Source organism: Streptomyces viridosporus, from assembly GCF_002078235.1.
Classification (GTDB): Bacteria; Actinomycetota; Actinomycetes; order Streptomycetales; family Streptomycetaceae; genus Streptomyces; species Streptomyces viridosporus.
Genome location: NZ_MSGP01000093.1, coordinates 1 through 15,779 on the forward strand (window position 1 = coordinate 1; position 15,779 = coordinate 15,779).

The following is a 15,779-nucleotide window of genomic DNA, read 5'->3' on the forward strand; positions in this document are numbered from 1 at the left end:
CTCCCACCCCGACGACATCGTGATCGGCCCCCTCGACCTCGCCGCCCACGTCGACGCGGCGCTGGCGGTCCAGGCGGTGGCCTTCGGACTCGGCCCCGACGAGGTGGCCGTACGGCGGCAGATCGTGCTGCGCCACATGACCTTCCCGGGCGCCAGGGCCTTCGGCGCCACCGTCAAGGGCCGCCTGATCGGCTTCGTCTACGGCATGCCCAACGACCGCACCCACTGGTGGTCCACCGTCGTCGAGCCCTATCTGCGCGCCCAGGGCCACGACGACTGGCTCGACGGCTCCTTCGTCATCACCGAGCTGCACGTCCACCCGCGCCACCAGGGACACGGCGTCGGCCGCGCCCTGATCACCACCATCACCGACGGCGCCGACGAGCCCCGCTCGATCCTCTCCGCCATCGACGTCGAGAGCCCCGCCCGCCGCCTGTACCGCTCCCTCGGCTACCGGGACCTCGCCCGGCAGGTGCACTTCCCCAGCGCCGTCAAGCCGTACGCCGTCATGGGCGCCCCCCTGCCGCTCCCGCGCGGACAGCTCCGCGGATAGCGGAGAACCGATTTCCGCCGTCCCGTCCCGCCCGGCTAACCTCCTGTCATCACCCAGACATAGCAGGAGTACGAGAACCATGGCGAACGCACCGGTCCAGCGCATGTCCCAGTTGATGGCGAAGACGCTGCGCGACGACCCGGCGGACGCCGAGGTCCTCAGCCACAAGCTGCTCGTCCGCGCCGGTTACGTGCGCCGCACCGCCGCCGGCATCTGGACGTGGCTGCCCCTCGGCAAGAAGGTCCTCGCCAATGTCGAGCGGATCGTCCGCGAGGAGATGGACGCCATCGGCGCCCAGGAGGTGCTGCTGCCCGCCCTGCTCCCGCGCGAGCCCTACGAGGCGACCGGCCGCTGGGACGAGTACGGCCCCGAGCTGTTCCGCCTGCAGGACCGCAAGGGCGGCGACTACCTCCTCGGCCCCACCCACGAGGAGATCTTCACCCTGCTGGTGAAGGACCAGGCGTCCTCCTACAAGGACCTGCCGGTGATCCTCTACCAGATCCAGACCAAGTTCCGGGACGAGGCCCGCCCCCGGGCCGGCATCCTGCGCGGCCGTGAGTTCCTGATGAAGGACTCCTACTCCTTCGACCTCGAGGACGAGGGTCTCGCCCGGTCCTACGCCCTGCACCGCCAGGCGTACCAGAAGGTGTTCGAGCGCCTCGGCCTCGACTACCGCATCTGCGCGGCGACCGCCGGTGCGATGGGCGGCTCCAAGTCCGAGGAGTTCCTCGCCCCGGCCGAGGCCGGCGAGGACACCTTCGCGGACTGCCCGAACTGCGACTTCGCCGCGAACACCGAGGCGATCGCGTACGAACTGAAGCCGGTCGACGCCTCCGGCGCCCCGGCCGCCGAGGACATCCCCACGCCCGACACCCCGACCATCGAGACCCTCGCCGCGTCGCTCGGCGTGCCGGCCTCGGCCACGCTGAAGAACCTGCTGGTCAAGGTCGGCGGCGAGATCGTCGCCGTGGGTGTGCCCGGTGACCGCGAGGTCGACATGGGCAAGGTCGAGGCGCACTTCGCCCCGGCCGCGGTGGAACTGGTCACCGAGGCGGACTTCGCCGCCCGCCCCGATCTGGTCCGCGGTTACGTCGGCCCGCAGGGCCTGGACAAGGTGACCTACATCGCCGACCCGCGCGTGGCGCCGGGCACCGCGTGGATCACGGGCGCCAACAAGGCCGACACCCACGCGAAGAACGTGGTCGCCGGACGCGACTTCGAGGTCGACGCGTACGTGGACGTCGTGGTGGTCGAGGAGGGCGACCCCTGCCCCCGGTGCGGCACCGGCCTCAGGCTCGACCGCGCCATCGAGATCGGCCACATCTTCCAGCTGGGCCGCAAGTACACCGACGCCCTCAAGCTCGACGTGCTCGGCCAGAACGGCAAGCCGGTCCGCGTCACCATGGGCTCCTACGGCATCGGCGTCTCCCGCGCGGTGGCGGCCCTCGCCGAGCAGACCGCCGACGACAAGGGCCTGTGCTGGCCGCAGGAGGTCGCCCCGGCCGACGTCCACGTGGTCGCCGCGGGCAAGGCCCTCCAGACGGAGCTCGCGCTCGACGTCTCCGAGAAGCTGGCCGCGGCCGGCGTCCGCGTCCTGGTCGACGACCGCCCCGGCGTCTCCCCGGGCGTGAAGTTCACCGACTCCGAGCTGATGGGCGTCCCGCGGATCCTGGTCGCCGGCCGCCGCGCGGCCGAGGGCGTCGTGGAACTCAAGGACCGCCGCACGGGCGAGCGCGAGGAGCTGACCGTCGAAGAGGCGATCGCCCGCCTGACCGCTCACTGACGAGGCACCCGGCCGGCCTCCGGACGGCCGGGGCGGAGCGCGGCCGGCGCGGTCCTCGCGCCGGCCGCCGGCCCCGGCCCCGAGAGGGCCCACCACCTGTGTCCGGTGGCCGGCGTCCGTGCCCCGGGCACCCCGCCGGCGACCGCGCCCTCCTCGCGCACGTACCCCTGCGCGCAAGCCGCCGCCGCGCACCGCGTCCCCGACGGCGACACCCCGGGCCAGGACGCGATCACCCGTCGGCACACACGGCCGCCGGCCCGCGAAGGGAACGTGCCGTCCGGTTCCACCGGGGCACCTCGCACCGGGGCGACCGGACGGGAGCCGCCGGAACCCCCGGTCGGCCTCCGAACCGCCCCGGCGACGGACACGCGGGACTCCGGTCGGCAAGCCCGGGAGGCACACCGACCGGGCCGCCGGAGCCCCCTCGCCGCCCCGGCCGGCGGGGGCGCGTCCGCCCGGTCGCCGATCAGCCGTGTGAGCGACGCCTCGGGCCCGCACCCGGCCGGCGCCCCCGGAGCCGTCCCGCGCCTAGAGCCAGCCCGCGAACTCCAGCAGCAGTTCCGCGTCCTGCGCGCGGCCGACCCGGCGGGCCCGTACCCCCGACTCCACCGCGCGGAACAGGGTCCAGCCGCGCAGACGCTCCCGGTCGACCTCCAGGGACTCCGCGAGGCGCTTCACCCGGCGGCGGGTGGTCGCCGCGCCGGAGGGCTGGGCGATGAGGTCCTCCACACGGTCGCGGACCAGCCGGGCCAGGTCGAAGGCGTGCTCGCCGACCACCGGGTCCGGACCCACCGCCAGCCACGGCAGCCGCTTCCCGGAGAGCACCTTGCTCTGCCGGAACGTGCCGTGCAGCAACCGGTGCTCGGGCGGCGCGGCCAGCAGCTCCTCGCGGGCCGCCAGCGCCGCCTCCACCAGCGGCGCCACCTCCGGGTCGGACGCCGCGCTCGCCCGCATCGCCCCGGCCTGCCGCCCGGTCCGCTCGGCGACGGTCTCGAACGTGTGGTCCTCCGGCGGTTCCACCCACAGCCTGCGCAGCGTCTCCGCCGCCTCCAGCAGCGCCCTCGCCTCCGGGAGCGACCGCACCGAGACATCCGGATGCAGCCGCTCCAGCAGCAGGACGCCCTCGGTGGACGGGGATGCCTCCCCGCTCACGGGGGCGCCCCCGCTCGAGCGGAGCCGGGAACTCGGGGGAGGCTCCAGCAGCCGCACCGCTCCCCGGCCGCCCCAGTGGGCCAGCGCGGCCCGCTCGCTCTCCGGACGGGCCCGGCGCGGGGCCAGTTTCAGCACGGCGGGCGTGCCGTCGGCCGTCCGCACCAGCACGACCAGGCTGCTGCGCCCTCCGGGCACCTGCACCCGCTCCACCGTCAACTCGCGCCGGGCGACGGCCTGCCGCGCCAGTTCGGGCAGCCTCTCCAGCCAGTCGTCCCCGTGCGGCGCCGTCTCACCGAGCGCCCTCACCAGACGCTGCGGCGGTTCGAAAACCATGCGCGAGTCGTTCCCTTCGTGCTGTACGCGGTGTCTGCCGCCCCGTCACGCCGTCGGCGGGGAAGCCGGAGCCTTCGAAGCCGGACCGGCCCGCTCGGCGAGCCCAGGGAAGGCTACGCTCCTGCCGCTCCACCGCACCGACCGCACCGCCGCCTCCCGCATCGCCTCGGCAGCCCCCCGGCGCCGCTCGCCCCCGCTGTCGCGCACCAGATCGGCGTACACCCCGGCCACCCGGCCCTCCAGCTCCGCGGCGAACCGGACCGCCGCCGCCGCGTCCGGCACCGGGAACGGCAGCGCGTACCCCGCGGCCGCGGCGACGGGCTCGCCCCCCGCGTCTCTCACCTCGCGCACCAGCGCGTCCCTGCGCGCCCGGTGCGCGTCGTACGCCGTACGCGCCTCCGTACGCCGCTCCTTGCCGATCCGCCCCCCGACGACCCCGTAGCCGTACACCGCCGCGTGCTCCGCCGCCAGGGCCGCCTGGAGGGCCCGCAGCTCCCGGTTCTCCGTCTCGCGCGCCTCGTTCACCGTCATGCCTCCGTCAGCAGGTACACGTGGGCCGCGCCGGCCGCCGCCACCGAGGCCAGCAGCCGGGCCAGCTCGCCCGGCGCGTCCACCAGCGCCCGAGTCCGCCGGTCGGCGACCTCCCGCTCCGTGGCGGCGAGTTGGGCCAGGGCCTCCTTCTCCCCGGCGGGCACGGCGGCGCTCCAGGCGGAGGCGGAGGCAGAGGCAGATGCGGAGGCGGAGGGCGCCGTCCCGGAGGGCGTCGGCGCCGCCGCCGTCGCACCGCCGAACGCCTCCGTGTGCCGGGCGGTCTCCGCACGCAAGGGGGCCAGCCGCTGGGCCAGCTTCGGGTGCGCGGCGATGACCGCGTCGTACCGCCCGGTCAGCTCCCGGCTGTCCCGGGCCGCACGCGCGCGTACCCGGTCGGCGGCCGAGGGGCCGCTGCCCCCGGTGGAGTCGGGGCGCTCGGACTCGGCGGAGCAGCCCGCCACCAGCAGGGCCGCCGGAGCGACGGCGAGCAGGCTCCTTCTGCGCGGCCCCGGACGGACGCGCAAAGACGGGGGGAACGGCACGGCAGACGTCCTCGGGGGGTTCGTACGAACGTGGCGACGGGAGAAGGGCCCCGGGGTGCGCCGGCGACCTCCGCCCGCCCGGCGGGAGGCGGGGAATCGTCGGACAGGCCCTCGGCCCGGGATCACGGTACCCGGGCGTCCGCCCGGCAGCGGTCAGCGGCACCCTCCGCGACCGGGTGGACGGCAACACCCTCCGCGACCGGATACCCTTTGACCAGACACGCGCCCCATCCCACAACAGCACACGCGGCCGAGGAGTCACCCGGATGAGCACCACCCAGAGCGAGAGGCTTCGAGAACTTCTGGAACCGCTCGTCAGCTCACAGGGCCTCGATCTCGAGGAGATCGCCGTGGACTCGGTCGGCCGCCGACGTGTGCTGCGCGTCGTCGTCGACTCCGACACCGGTGCAGACCTGGACCGGATCGCCGATGTGAGCCGTGTGCTCTCGGCGAAGCTCGACGAGACGGACGCGATGGGCCAGGGGGAGTACACCCTCGAGGTGGGGACCCCGGGCGCGGAGCGCCTCCTCACCGAGCACCGGCACTACGTGCGCGCCACGGGCCGCCTGGTGCGGTTCCAGTTGGCCGAGGGCGGCGAACTGGTCGCCAGGATCCTCGAGGCCGACGACGACGGCCTCGACCTCGAGGTGCCCGGGGTGAAGGGCCGCAAGGCCACCGCACGCAGACTCGCCTTCGACGACATCACCAGGGCGCGCGTCCAGGTCGAGTTCAACCGCAAGGACGACGCGTCCGACAAGAAGGACGACGAGAAGGAAGAGGAGGCGTAGCCGTGGACATCGACATGAGTGCCCTGCGGGGCCTGGTACGGGAGAAGGAGATCTCCTTCGACCTGCTGGTCGAGGCGATCGAATCGGCCCTCCTCATCGCCTACCACCGCACCGAGGGAAGCCGCCGGCACGCGCGCGTGGAGCTCAACCGGGAGACCGGGCATGTGACCGTGTGGGCGAAGGAGGACCCCGAGGACCTCGAGGAGGGCCAGAAGCCCCGCGAGTTCGACGACACCCCGTCCGGCTTCGGCCGCATCGCCGCCACCACGGCCAAGCAGGTCATCCTGCAGCGCCTGCGCGACGCCGAGGACGACGCGACGCTCGGCGAGTACGCCGGCCGCGAGGGCGACATCGTCACCGGCGTGGTCCAGCAGGGCCGCGACCCGAAGAACGTGCTGGTCGACATCGGCAAGCTGGAGGCCATCCTGCCGGTGCAGGAACAGGTCCCGGGCGAGAGCTACCCGCACGGCATGCGGCTGCGCAGCTATGTCGTCCGGGTGGCGAAGGGCGTGCGCGGTCCCTCCGTCACGCTGTCGCGCACGCACCCCAACCTGGTGAAGAAGCTGTTCGCCCTCGAGGTGCCGGAGATCGCCGACGGCTCCGTGGAGATCGCCGCGATCGCCCGTGAGGCCGGTCACCGCACGAAGATCGCCGTCCGGTCCACCCGGTCCGGCCTCAACGCCAAGGGCGCCTGCATCGGCCCCATGGGCGGCCGGGTGCGCAACGTCATGGGCGAGCTGAACGGCGAGAAGATCGACATCGTCGACTGGTCCGACGACCCGGCCGAGATGGTGGCGAACGCGCTGTCGCCGGCCCGCGTCTCCAAGGTGGAGGTCGTCGACATGGCGGCCCGGTCCGCCCGGGTGACCGTGCCGGACTACCAGCTGTCCCTGGCGATCGGCAAGGAGGGGCAGAACGCCCGCCTCGCCGCCCGTCTGACCGGCTGGCGCATCGACATCCGGCCGGACACCGAGCAGGCCGGGGAATAGATCCGAGCCGCAGGCCGCTGAGATCACGACAGGTTCCCGCGCGGCGTGCGTTCGATCCTTGCCCCGGAGGGGTGAGGTCGGTCCGGGGAGGTAGACTGAGGAGTGTCTGGCCGGACACGTACCCGCGCATGCCCTGAGCGCACCTGCGTGGGGTGCCGGGAGCAAACGCTCAAGAGCGAGCTGCTGCGCATCGTGGCGATCGAGGACGCGTGCGTCCCCGACCCTCGCGGTACGCTGCCCGGCCGGGGCGCCTATGTACACCCCGTCCAGGTCTGTCTCGACCAGGCGGTGCGCCGCAGGGCGTTCCCCCGGGCGCTGCGCGTCCCGGGACCGCTCGACGTAAAGGCGTTGCGCCGCTACGTCGAGCAGGCGCAAGGTTGCTGACAGCGACTGACAGCAACACGGTAAGGAAACGTGCCGCACGGAAGCCCCCGTGCGGTCTGGTACCTCGCGAGTCGAAAGCAGGTCGAGATTGCGATGAGCACTCGATGAGTACGCGATGAGTACGCCCATGAACTAGCGACGGTCCGGACGCAACCCGGACCTCAAAGGAGCGAAGTGGCTAAGGTCCGGGTCTACGAACTCGCCAAGGAGTTCGGTGTGGAGAGCAAGGTCGTCATGGCCAAGCTCCAGGAACTCGGTGAATTCGTCCGTTCGGCGTCTTCGACGATCGAAGCGCCCGTAGTACGCAAGCTGACCGACGCCTTCCAGCAGGGCGGGGGCAACGGCAAGTCCGCCGCGAAGCCCGGCGCGCCCAGGAAGGCGGCCCCCAAGCCCGCCGCGCCCTCTCCGGCGCAGGCGGGAGGCGCCTCCCGCGCCGCCAAGACACCGGGGGAGCGTCCGGCAGCCCCGAAGCCGCCGGCCGCGCCCAAGCCCGCTGCGGCCCAGCCGCCCGCGGCCCCGTCGGCGCCCGCGCCGACCCCCGGTCCGCGTCCGACGCCGGGTCCGCGGCCCGCGCCGCGTCCGGCTCCGGCGGCCCCGGAGTTCCAGGCCCCGCCGTCGGCTCCGGCCCAGCCCGGTCCGAAGCCCGGCGCGCGTCCCGGTGCCCCCAAGCCCGGCGGTCGTCCCGCCGGTCAGGGCCAGGGCGGCCAGGGCCGTCCGGCCGGCCAGGGTCAGCGTCCCGGTGGCGCCGCACCGCGTCCGGGTGCCCGCCCGGCCGGTCCGCGTCCCGGTAACAACCCCTTCACCTCCGGTGGCTCCACCGGCATGGCCCGCCCGCAGGCGCCCCGCCCGCAGGGCGCGCGTCCCGGCCCCGGCGCCCCCGGTGCCGGTCCGCGTCCGCAGGCCCCCGGCGGCCAGAGCGGCGGCGGCCCGCGTCCGCAGGCTCCGGGCGGTCCGCGCCCGACCCCGGGCTCGATGCCGCGTCCGCAGGGCGGTCCCCGTCCCGGCGGCCCGCGTCCGAACCCCGGCATGATGCCGCAGCGTCCCGCTGCCGGCCCGCGTCCCGGCCCCGGCGGCCGCGGTCCGGGCGGTGCGGGTCGTCCCGGCGGTGCCGGTCGTCCCGGTGGCGGCGGCTTCGCCGGTCGTCCCGGTGGCGGTGCCGGTGCCGGTCGTCCCGGTGGCGGCGGCGGCTTCGCCGGTCGTCCCGGCGGTGGCGGCGGCTTCGCCGGCGGCGGTGGCCGTCCCGGCTTCGGTGGCCGTCCCGGCGGTCCCGGTGGCCGCGGTGGCACGCAGGGCGCCTTCGGCCGTCCCGGCGGTCCGGCCCGTCGTGGCCGCAAGTCGAAGCGGCAGAGGCGCCAGGAGTACGAGGCCATGCAGGCCCCGTCGGTCGGCGGCGTGATGCTGCCTCGCGGCAACGGCGAGAGCATTCGCCTGTCGCGCGGTGCGTCGCTCACCGACTTCGCGGAGAAGATCAACGCCAACCCGGCGTCGCTCGTCGCGGTCATGATGAACCTCGGCGAGATGGTCACCGCGACCCAGTCCGTCTCCGACGAGACGCTCCAGCTCCTCGCCGACGAGATGAACTACACGGTTCAGATCGTCAGCCCGGAGGAGGAGGACCGCGAGCTGCTCGAGTCCTTCGACCTGGAGTTCGGCGAGGACGAGGGCTCCGAGGAGGACCTGGTCGTCCGTCCGCCGGTGGTCACCGTCATGGGTCACGTCGACCACGGCAAGACCCGCCTGCTCGACGCCATCCGCAAGACGAACGTCGCCTCGGGCGAGGCCGGTGGCATCACCCAGCACATCGGTGCCTACCAGGTCACGACCGAGGTCAACGAAGAGGATCGCAAGATCACCTTCATCGACACCCCGGGTCACGAGGCGTTCACCGCCATGCGTGCCCGTGGTGCGAAGTCGACCGACATCGCGATCCTGGTCGTCGCGGCCAACGACGGCGTCATGCCGCAGACGGTCGAGGCGCTCAACCACGCCAAGGCGGCCGACGTGCCGATCGTCGTCGCGGTCAACAAGATCGACGTCGAGGGCGCGGACCCGACCAAGGTGCGCGGTCAGCTGACCGAGTACGGCCTGGTGGCCGAGGAGTACGGCGGCGACACCATGTTCGTCGACATCTCCGCCAAGCAGGGTCTGCACATCGACAGCCTCCTCGAGGCCGTCGTCCTCACCGCCGACGCCTCGCTCGACCTGCGGGCCAACCCCAAGCAGGACGCGCAGGGCATCTCGATCGAGTCCCGGCTCGACCGCGGCCGCGGTGCGGTGGCGACCGTCCTCGTCCAGCGAGGCACCCTGCGGGTCGGCGACACGATGGTGGTGGGCGACGCCTACGGCCGCGTGCGCGCCATGCTCGACGACAACGGCAACAACGTCGCCGAGGCGGGTCCGTCGACGCCGGTCCAGGTCCTGGGCCTGACCAACGTCCCGGGCGCGGGCGACAACTTCATCGTCGTCGACGAGGACCGTACGGCCCGTCAGATCGCCGAGAAGCGCGCCGCCCGTGAGCGCAACGCCGCGTTCGCCAAGCGCACGCGCCGCGTGTCGCTGGAGGACCTGGACAAGGTGCTCAAGGCCGGCGAGATCCAGCAGCTGAACCTGATCATCAAGGGTGACGCGTCCGGATCGGTCGAGGCCCTCGAGTCCTCGCTGCTCCAGCTGGACGTCGGCGAAGAGGTCGACATCCGCGTCCTGCACCGCGGCGTCGGTGCGGTCACGGAGTCCGACATCGACCTGGCGATGGGCTCGGACGCCATCGTGATCGGCTTCAACGTGCGCGCCGCCGGGCGGGCACAGCAGATGGCCGAGCGCGAGGGCGTGGACGTCCGCTACTACTCGGTCATCTACCAGGCGATCGAGGAGATCGAGGCGGCCCTCAAGGGCATGCTCAAGCCGGAGTACGAGGAGGTCGAGCTCGGCACGGCGGAGATCCGCGAGGTCTTCAAGTCGTCCAAGCTGGGCAACATCGCGGGTGTGCTCATCCGCTCCGGCGAGGTCAGGCGGAACACCAAGGCCCGCCTCATCCGCGACGGCAAGGTGGTCGCGGAGAACCTCACCATCGAGGGTCTGCGTCGCTTCAAGGACGACGTCACCGAGATCCGCGAAGGCTTCGAGGGCGGTATCAACCTCGGAAACTTCAACGACATCAAGGTCGACGACGTCATCGCGACGTACGAGATGCGCGAGAAGCCGCGGGCGTAACACCCCACGGCGTGTGCCGGCCGGCGGGACCGCGGTCCCGCCGGCCGGTCCGTGTGTCCGGGGACGAAGGACCGGGCCCGGAGCCCACGGAGCGTAATATCCGTCGAGCGGCGCGCCCCCTTCGTTGTACGGTTCTGATGTCCCTGCCCAAGACGGATGGCGGGGCCATCGATCCCGGACCGGCGGGTGAACCGGTTGCACACATGTATGTGGGGACGCTGTCCTTCGACCTCCTCCTCGGCGACGTACGGTCGCTGAAGGAGAAGCGCTCCGTCGTCCGCCCCATCGTCGCCGAGCTCCAGCGCAAGTACGCGGTGAGCGCGGCCGAGGTGGATCACGTGGACCTCCACCGCAGGGCACTCATCGGCCTGGCCGTGGTGTCCGGCGACCCGGGGCACCTGACCGACGTGCTGGACCGGTGCGAGCGACTGGTCGCCGGGCACCCGGAAGTGGAGCTGCTGTCCGTCAGACGGCGCTTCCACGGCGAAGACGACTGACGACCACAGCTCATCGATACGCAGACAGGAAAGAACGGGAGACGGACCAGTGGCCGACAACGCGCGGGCGAAAAGGCTGGCGGACCTCATCCGAGAGGTGGTGGCCCAGAAGCTGCAGCGCGGGATCAAGGACCCGCGGCTCGGCACACACGTCACCATCACGGACACCCGGGTCACGGGTGACCTGCGGGAGGCGACCGTCTTCTACACGGTGTACGGGGACGACGAGGAGCGCAAGGCGGCGGCGGCCGGCCTGGAGAGCGCCAAGGGCATCCTGCGCTCCGAGGTGGGCCGGGCGGCGGGCGTGAAGTTCACGCCGACCCTGACCTTCGTCATGGACGCGCTGCCCGACACGGCACGCAACATCGAGGACCTCCTCGACAAGGCGCGCCAGTCCGACGCGAAGGTGCGCGAGGCGTCCGCGGGCGCCACGTACGCCGGGGGTGCCGACCCGTACCGCAAGCCGGGCGACGACGAGACGGACGACACCGCCGAATGACCCAGAAGCACACCGCGCCCGACGGCCTCGTCATCGTCGACAAGCCGTCGGGCTTCACTTCGCACGACGTGGTCGCCAAGATGCGCGGCATCGCGCGCACCCGGCGCGTCGGCCACGCCGGCACCCTCGACCCGATGGCGACGGGCGTCCTCGTCCTCGGCGTCGAGAGGGCGACCAAGCTCCTCGGCCACCTGGCGCTGACCGAGAAGGAGTACGTGGGCACCGTCCGGCTCGGGCAGAACACGCTCACCGACGACGCCGAGGGGGAGGTCACCTCCTCCACCGACGCCTCCCGCGTCACCCGCGAGGCCATCGACGCCGGCGTCGCCGAGCTGACCGGCGACATCATGCAGGTGCCGTCCAGGGTCAGCGCCATCAAGATCAACGGCGTGCGCTCCTACAAACGCGCCCGGGAGGGCGAGGAGTTCGACATCCCGGCACGGCCGGTCACGGTCTCCTCGTTCTCCGTGTACGACGTGCGGGAGGCCGTCGCCGACGACGGCACCGCCGTGCTCGACCTGGTGGTCTCCGTCGTCTGCTCCTCCGGCACCTACATCCGCGCCCTCGCCCGCGACCTGGGCGCCGGCCTCGGCGTGGGCGGGCACCTCACCGCGCTGCGCCGCACCCGGGTCGGCCCGTACAAGCTGGAGGCGGCCCGCACGCTCGACCAGCTCCAGCAGGAGCTGACCGTGATGCCGATCGCCGAGGCCGCCGCCGCCGCGTTCCCGCGCTGGGACATCGACGCCCGGCGGGCCCGGCTGCTCACCAACGGCGTGCGACTGGAGATGCCGGACGAGTACGCGGGCTCCGGTCCCGTGGCCGTCTTCGGCCCCGAGGGGCGGTTCCTGGCCCTCGCCGAGCAGCAGAAGGGCAAGGCCAAGAGCCTGGCCGTCTTCGGCTGACCGGCCGCCGGTTCCGCCCGTGGAGCGGCGCCACGGGGATGGACATGCCGCCGCTCCACGGTCCCCCTCGGTTCCCCCACCCCTAGGGTTATCCATCCGTCCCCGCCTGTTCACCCGTAAGTGCGGGCGCTCGGAGTGAACCGGGGGAGTGGAAGGGGGCGCGTTCGCCGAGCGGGTTGCCCCGCTGATCATTCCGGCCCTACCGCCGGGCGCAAGGGCACGGAGGTACGGCGGAGGACTCGCCGATGAGGTCGCGGAACCGGTCCCGTCACGGACGGGACACTCCGGAGACGTTGCGCACCCTCACCGCCGCCCCCGACTGGCCCGGCCGGTCGCCGTACTGGTGCGGGAGGCGGCGGCACGGCGGCCGGAGCTCGCGGGACGCCTGGCCGCATACGCGGACCGGCGCCTGGACCGGGACGCGGCACCGGCCGCCCGTGTCGTACTCCGCCCCCTGCTCGCCGGCCTGCTGGACGGCGAGCAGGGGGCACTGCGGGCGGGCCCTCGCCGAGGTGCTCGCCGCCCCCGGGACACCGGCCTTCCGCCCCCTGTGCCGCGAACCGCTGGACGTCCTGCTCGCCCGCGAGTCCGACACCGGCGTCCTGGACGCGGTGCTGCGGACGGCCACCCGCAGCACCGGTCCCGAGCTGCGTTTCCTCGTCCACCGCACCGGTCTGCTTCCCGTCCGTGCCCCGGAGGGCGCCGCCCGCTTCGACCGCGCTCCGGTCGACCCGGCCCACCACGTCCCGGGCTTCGCGGCCGCGGTGGCCGACTGGTCGGCGGAGGCCCCGCGGGAATGGGCCGTGGTCGTGGGGCCCGGCGCCCGCCGGACGATCGAGGACCTGACGGGCGCGGGCACCCCCGGCTGAACCCGCACCGCGCGTGTACCCGGTCACAGCTCCATGCCGATGCGGGCCGCGGGTCTGCGGCATGGCACTCTTAGACCTGCGCAGGAGAAGTCCACGGGAGTCCACGGACTCGGGTACGACGAGGTTTCGACAAGGAGCAGGGACAGTGCAGCGCTGGCGTGGCTTGGAGGACATCCCCCAGGACTGGGGGCGCAGCGTCGTCACCATCGGCTCCTACGACGGAGTCCACCGTGGGCACCAACTGATCATCCGGCACGCCGTGGAGCGCGCCCGCGAACTGGACGTCCCCGCGGTCGTCGTCACTTTCGACCCGCACCCCAGCGAGGTCGTCCGCCCCGGCAGCCACCCCCCGCTGCTCGCCCCGCACCACCGGCGCGCCGAACTCATGGCCGAGCTGGGGGTGGACGCGGTCCTGATCCTCCCCTTCACCGCCGAGTTCTCCAAACTGTCCGCGGCCGACTTCGTGGTCAAGGTCCTGGTCGACAAACTGCACGCCAAGGCGGTCGTCGAGGGCCCCAACTTCCGCTTCGGCCACAAGGCCGCGGGCACCGTGGACTTCCTCACCGAGCAGGGACGGATCTACGATTTCGCGGTCGAGGTCGTCGACCTGTACGTGACGGGCGAGGCGGGCGGCGGCGAGCCGTTCTCCTCCACGCTCACCCGCCGCCTGGTCGCCGAGGGCGACGTCGACGGCGCGGCCGAGATCCTCGGCCGCCCGCACCGCGTCGAGGGCGTGGTCGTCCGCGGCGCCCAGCGCGGCCGCGAACTGGGCTTCCCCACCGCCAACGTCGAGACCCTCCCGCACACCGCGATCCCCGCCGACGGCGTCTACGCCGGCTGGCTGCACGCCCAAGGCGAGGCCATGCCGGCCGCCATCTCCGTCGGCACCAACCCCCAGTTCGACGGCACCGAGCGCACGGTCGAGGCCTACGCCATCGACCGCGTCGGCCTCGACCTGTACGGCCTCCACGTCGCCGTCGACTTCCTGGCCTTCGTCCGCGGCCAGGCGAGGTTCGACACGCTCGAGGCGCTGATGGAGCAGATGGCGCGGGACGTCGAGCGCTGCAAGGAACTGGTGGCCGCGGCCGAGAACCCGTAGAGGCGGCCGGATCCCGCCCCGGACGCGAAGCGGCCCGCGCCGAGTACGGACGGCGCGGGCGGGGAGGGGGACCGGCCCCTCGGAAGGGACCGGTCGGTCGGACGGAGACGCGGGCGCCCCGGCCTACTGCTGCGCGGGCGGCTGCTGACCGGACTGGGGGTAGCCGTAGCCCGGCTGGGGTTGCGGCTGCGGCTGCGGCTGTGGTTGGGGTTGCTGCTGCGGCTGCTGAGGTTGCTGCGGCGGCTGGCCGGGCTGGGGGTAGGGCTGGCCCGGAATCTGCGGATACGCCTGCCCCGGAACCTGCGGATACCCCTGGCCGGGCTGGACCGGCGGCTGCCCCGGCATGGGCTGGGCCGGCGGCTGCCCCGGCTGGGCGTACGGCTGACCGGGCTGCGGCTGCGGTTGGGGCTGCTGCGGGTACGGACCCGGCTGACCGGGGACGGGTTGTCCCGGCATGGGCTGGACCGGCGGCTGTCCCGGTACGGGCTGTCCCGGCAGCGGCGGGGCGGCGACCGGCGGCGGATTGCCGTCGGAGGTCCACAGGCCGTGCGACTGCTGGTGGCGGACGAAGTCCTCGGCGACCAGCGCCGCGAGGTTGAAGTACGCCTCCCGCACCTTCGGCCGCATCATGTCGAGGTCGACCTCCGCACCGGCGGCCAGATGCTCGTCGAACGGCACGACGACCACACCGCGGCACCGCGTCTCGAAGTGCGTCACTATGTCCTCGACCTTGATCATCTTTCCGGTCTCGCGCACGCCGGAGATGACGGTGAGGGACCGTGAGACGAGATCCGCGTACCCGTGCGCCGACAGCCAGTCCAGCGTCGTGCTGGCGCTGCTCGCACCGTCCACGGACGGCGTGGAGATGATGATGAGCTGGTCGGCGAGGTCCAGCACCCCGCGCATGGCGCTGTAGAGCAGACCCGTGCCGGAGTCGGTGAGGATGATCGGGTACTGCTTGCCGAGCACGTCGATCGCGCGCCGGTAGTCCTCGTCGTTGAACGTCGTCGACACGGCGGGGTCGACGTCGTTGGCGATGATCTCCAGGCCGGAGGGCGCCTGCGAGGTGAACCGCCGGATGTCCATGTAGGAATTGAGGTACGGGATCGCCTGCACGAGGTCACGGATGGTGGCCCCGGTCTCGCGCCGCACGCGGCGGCCGAGCGTACCGGCGTCCGGGTTGGCGTCGATCGCGAGGATCTTGTCCTGCCGCTCGCTGGCGAGGGTGGCGCCGAGCGCGGTGGTCGTGGTCGTCTTGCCGACACCGCCCTTGAGACTGATGACGGCGATGCGGTAGCAGGACAGCACCGGCGTGCGGATCAGTCCCAGCTTCCGCTGCCGCTCGGCCTCCTCCTTCTTGCCGCCCAGCTTGAACCGCGACCCGCCGGCCGCGGGACGGCTGCTCTTCGCCTTCTGCTTCCTGCTGTTGAGCAGCCGGTCCGACGACAGCTCCACGGCCGCGGTGTAACCGAGCGGCGCCGCACCGGGGTTGGTCGGCTGCCGCTGGTCGTGCTGCACCGGCTGCGGCCAGGCGGCCCCGACACGCGGATCGACGGGCGGCTGCGGCGGCTGGCCGGCATGCGGGGGTTGGCCGGCGTGCGGGGGCTGCGGCTGCACCGGTTGCGGCTGCGGGCCGGCGCCGTGCGGG

Annotated in this window: 15 protein-coding genes; 11 read left to right on the plus strand and 4 right to left on the minus strand. The window is 73.2% G+C overall.

The window, feature by feature from the left end; all coding sequences use genetic code 11:
* Positions 1–16 precede the first annotated feature (16 nt).
* Both B7L92_RS06605 and B7L92_RS06610 read left to right on the plus strand, forming a co-directional pair.
* Positions 17–553 carry a GNAT family N-acetyltransferase gene (locus B7L92_RS06605; RefSeq protein WP_039831461.1) on the plus strand — a complete coding sequence of 179 codons (537 nt, stop codon included), beginning with the start codon at positions 17–19 and terminating at the stop codon, positions 551–553.
* 79 nt (positions 554–632) lie between these two features.
* The gene (locus B7L92_RS06610) at positions 633–2,336 is read left to right on the plus strand and encodes a proline--tRNA ligase (RefSeq protein WP_081236530.1); all 1,704 of its coding nucleotides are present in this window, start codon (positions 633–635) and stop codon (positions 2,334–2,336) included.
* A 528-nt stretch (positions 2,337–2,864) separates the two neighbouring features.
* Here B7L92_RS06610 and B7L92_RS06615 read toward each other — a convergent pair.
* Genes B7L92_RS06615 through B7L92_RS06625 form a run of 3 tightly spaced genes read right to left on the minus strand, consistent with a single transcriptional unit; the run spans position 2,865 to position 4,894 of the window.
* Entirely contained in the window at positions 2,865–3,821 is a 957-nt protein-coding gene (locus B7L92_RS06615; RefSeq protein WP_081236531.1) for an aminoglycoside phosphotransferase family protein, read from the minus strand.
* A 45-nt stretch (positions 3,822–3,866) separates the two neighbouring features.
* The gene (locus B7L92_RS06620) at positions 3,867–4,352 is read right to left on the minus strand and encodes a ferritin-like domain-containing protein (protein ID WP_081236532.1); all 486 of its coding nucleotides are present in this window, start codon (positions 4,350–4,352) and stop codon (positions 3,867–3,869) included.
* Positions 4,349–4,894 carry a hypothetical protein gene (locus B7L92_RS06625; protein WP_081236533.1) on the minus strand — a complete coding sequence of 182 codons (546 nt, stop codon included), beginning with the start codon at positions 4,892–4,894 and terminating at the stop codon, positions 4,349–4,351. The genes B7L92_RS06620 and B7L92_RS06625 overlap by 4 nt, the downstream gene beginning before the upstream one ends.
* A gap of 266 nt (positions 4,895–5,160) precedes the next feature.
* On the opposite strand from B7L92_RS06625, the gene rimP reads away from it, so the two are divergent.
* The 9 genes from rimP to B7L92_RS06670 all read left to right on the plus strand — a co-directional run bounded on the left by rimP (position 5,161) and on the right by B7L92_RS06670 (position 14,131).
* Positions 5,161–5,682, plus strand: a complete 522-nt coding sequence (gene rimP, locus B7L92_RS06630) for a ribosome maturation factor RimP (protein WP_081236534.1) — start codon at positions 5,161–5,163, stop codon at positions 5,680–5,682.
* Between the two features lie 2 nt (positions 5,683–5,684).
* A complete protein-coding gene (gene nusA, locus B7L92_RS06635) occupies positions 5,685–6,671 on the plus strand; it encodes a transcription termination factor NusA (protein WP_081236535.1) in 987 nt (328 codons plus the stop codon).
* Between the two features lie 102 nt (positions 6,672–6,773).
* Positions 6,774–7,055: a YlxR family protein gene (locus tag B7L92_RS06640; protein WP_081236536.1), complete on the plus strand. Its 282-nt coding sequence runs from the start codon at positions 6,774–6,776 to the stop codon at positions 7,053–7,055.
* A 174-nt stretch (positions 7,056–7,229) separates the two neighbouring features.
* Positions 7,230–10,265 carry a translation initiation factor IF-2 gene (infB, locus tag B7L92_RS06645; RefSeq protein WP_081236537.1) on the plus strand — a complete coding sequence of 1,012 codons (3,036 nt, stop codon included), beginning with the start codon at positions 7,230–7,232 and terminating at the stop codon, positions 10,263–10,265.
* A 203-nt stretch (positions 10,266–10,468) separates the two neighbouring features.
* Positions 10,469–10,762, plus strand: coding sequence for a DUF503 domain-containing protein (locus B7L92_RS06650; protein ID WP_004982757.1), 294 nt, complete (start codon positions 10,469–10,471; stop codon positions 10,760–10,762).
* A 49-nt stretch (positions 10,763–10,811) separates the two neighbouring features.
* Positions 10,812–11,261 (plus strand): 30S ribosome-binding factor RbfA, encoded by a 450-nt coding sequence (rbfA, locus tag B7L92_RS06655; RefSeq protein ID WP_004982755.1) that lies wholly within the window; start codon positions 10,812–10,814, stop codon positions 11,259–11,261.
* Positions 11,258–12,163: a tRNA pseudouridine(55) synthase TruB gene (gene truB, locus B7L92_RS06660; protein ID WP_081236538.1), complete on the plus strand. Its 906-nt coding sequence runs from the start codon at positions 11,258–11,260 to the stop codon at positions 12,161–12,163. Before rbfA ends, truB begins: the two co-directional genes overlap by 4 nt.
* 437 nt (positions 12,164–12,600) lie before the next feature.
* The gene (locus B7L92_RS06665; protein WP_143626251.1) at positions 12,601–13,032 is read left to right on the plus strand and encodes a hypothetical protein; all 432 of its coding nucleotides are present in this window, start codon (positions 12,601–12,603) and stop codon (positions 13,030–13,032) included.
* A 145-nt stretch (positions 13,033–13,177) separates the two neighbouring features.
* Complete coding sequence (locus tag B7L92_RS06670; protein ID WP_081236540.1) at positions 13,178–14,131, plus strand: bifunctional riboflavin kinase/FAD synthetase; 954 nt, start codon at positions 13,178–13,180, stop codon at positions 14,129–14,131.
* A gap of 123 nt (positions 14,132–14,254) precedes the next feature.
* Here the strand turns inward: B7L92_RS06670 and B7L92_RS06675 are convergent.
* Positions 14,255–15,779 (minus strand): MinD/ParA family ATP-binding protein (locus B7L92_RS06675; protein ID WP_255310787.1); only part of this gene is annotated, 1,525 nt, incomplete at its 5' end.

Bases quoted from the DNA above. Each gene is read 5' to 3' on its own strand.
- B7L92_RS06610 (WP_081236530.1), top strand. From the start codon at position 633: ATGGCGAACGCACCGGTCCAGCGCATGTCCCAGTTGATGGCGAAGACG.
- B7L92_RS06615 (WP_081236531.1), bottom strand. From the start codon at position 3,821: ATGGTTTTCGAACCGCCGCAGCGTCTGGTGAGGGCGCTCGGTGAGACG.
- B7L92_RS06620 (WP_081236532.1), bottom strand. From the start codon at position 4,352: ATGACGGTGAACGAGGCGCGCGAGACGGAGAACCGGGAGCTGCGGGCC.
- rimP (WP_081236534.1), top strand. From the start codon at position 5,161: ATGAGCACCACCCAGAGCGAGAGGCTTCGAGAACTTCTGGAACCGCTC.
- B7L92_RS06650 (WP_004982757.1), top strand. From the start codon at position 10,469: ATGTATGTGGGGACGCTGTCCTTCGACCTCCTCCTCGGCGACGTACGG.
- truB (WP_081236538.1), top strand. From the start codon at position 11,258: ATGACCCAGAAGCACACCGCGCCCGACGGCCTCGTCATCGTCGACAAG.